1 rRNA gene is annotated in these 1,737 nt (G+C 49.4%); it reads left to right on the top strand.

Features of this window, described 5'->3' with window-relative positions:
* The first annotated feature begins 97 nt into the window (after positions 1 to 97).
* A 16S ribosomal RNA gene (locus tag AC6UDF_RS07105) occupies positions 98 to 1,673 on the top strand.
* Positions 1,674 to 1,737 lie beyond the last annotated feature (64 nt).

Below are 1,737 nucleotides of genomic sequence, written 5' to 3'. Positions count from 1 at the left end.
AACTTAAAATTAAACATTTGCGAAGTCAATTCGCTTTTTAATTCTTTTGAAAAAGAATAACAACAAATAATAATGAGCTAGTAAAATTTCTCATTTCTAAAATGAGAGTTTGATCCTGGCTCAGGACGAACGCTGGCGGCATGCCTAATACATGCAAGTCGAACGAGCTGCGCTTATTGATAGTTGATGCTTGCATTAACTAGATTTAAGTTAGCAGCGAGTGGCGAACTGGTGAGTAACACGTGGATAACCTGCCCAGAAGAAGGGGATAACACCTGGAAACAGATGCTAATACCGTATAACAACGAAAACCACATGGTTTTCGTTTGAAAGATGGCCTTTGTGCTATCGCTTTTGGATGGATCCGCGGCGCATTAGCTAGTTGGTGAGATAAAGGCTCACCAAGGCGATGATGCGTAGCCGACCTGAGAGGGTAATCGGCCACATTGGGACTGAGACACGGCCCAGACTCCTACGGGAGGCAGCAGTAGGGAATCTTCCACAATGGACGAAAGTCTGATGGAGCAATGCCGCGTGAGTGAAGAAGGGTTTCGGCTCGTAAAACTCTGTTGTTAGAGAAGAACGGGCGTGAGAGTAACTGCTCACGTCGCGACGGTATCTAACCAGAAAGTCACGGCTAACTACGTGCCAGCAGCCGCGGTAATACGTAGGTGGCAAGCGTTGTCCGGATTTATTGGGCGTAAAGCGAGCGCAGGCGGTCTTCTAAGTCTGATGTGAAAGCCTCCGGCTTAACCGGAGAAGTGCATCGGAAACTGGGAAACTTGAGTGCAGAAGAGGACAGTGGAACTCCATGTGTAGCGGTGAAATGCGTAGATATATGGAGGAACACCAGTGGCGAAGGCGGCTGTCTAGTCTGTAACTGACGCTGAGGCTCGAAAGCATGGGTAGCAAACAGGATTAGATACCCTGGTAGTCCATGCCGTAAACGATGAGTGCTAGGTGTTGGAGGGTTTCCGCCCTTCAGTGCCGCAGCTAACGCATTAAGCACTCCGCCTGGGGAGTACGACCGCAAGGTTGAAACTCAAAGGAATTGACGGGGACCCGCACAAGCGGTGGAGCATGTGGTTTAATTCGATGCTACGCGAAGAACCTTACCAGGTCTTGACATCTTCTGTTAACCTAAGAGATTAGGTGTCCCCTTCGGGGGCAGAATGACAGGTGGTGCATGGTTGTCGTCAGCTCGTGTCGTGAGATGTTGGGTTAAGTCCCGCAACGAGCGCAACCCTTGTCATTAGTTGCCAGCATTCAGTTGGGCACTCTAATGAGACTGCCGGTGACAAACCGGAGGAAGGTGGGGATGACGTCAAATCATCATGCCCCTTATGACCTGGGCTACACACGTGCTACAATGGACGGTACAACGAGTTGCGAAACCGCGAGGTCAAGCTAATCTCTTAAAGCCGTTCTCAGTTCGGATTGCAGGCTGCAACTCGCCTGCATGAAGTTGGAATCGCTAGTAATCGTGGATCAGCATGCCACGGTGAATACGTTCCCGGGTCTTGTACACACCGCCCGTCACACCATGAGAGTTTGTAACACCCAAAGTCGGTTAGGTAACCTTTTGGAGCCTGCCGCCTAAGGTGGGACAGATGATTAGGGTGAAGTCGTAACAAGGTAGCCGTAGGAGAACCTGCGGCTGGATCACCTCCTTTCTAAGGAAAAATTCGGAAACCTTACATTATTGAAGTCTTGTTTAGTTTTGAGAGTTTTACTCTC

Source organism: Fructilactobacillus sp. X2R6C1, assembly GCF_059901295.1.
This window is presented reverse-complemented; position numbering and strand designations above follow the sequence as displayed.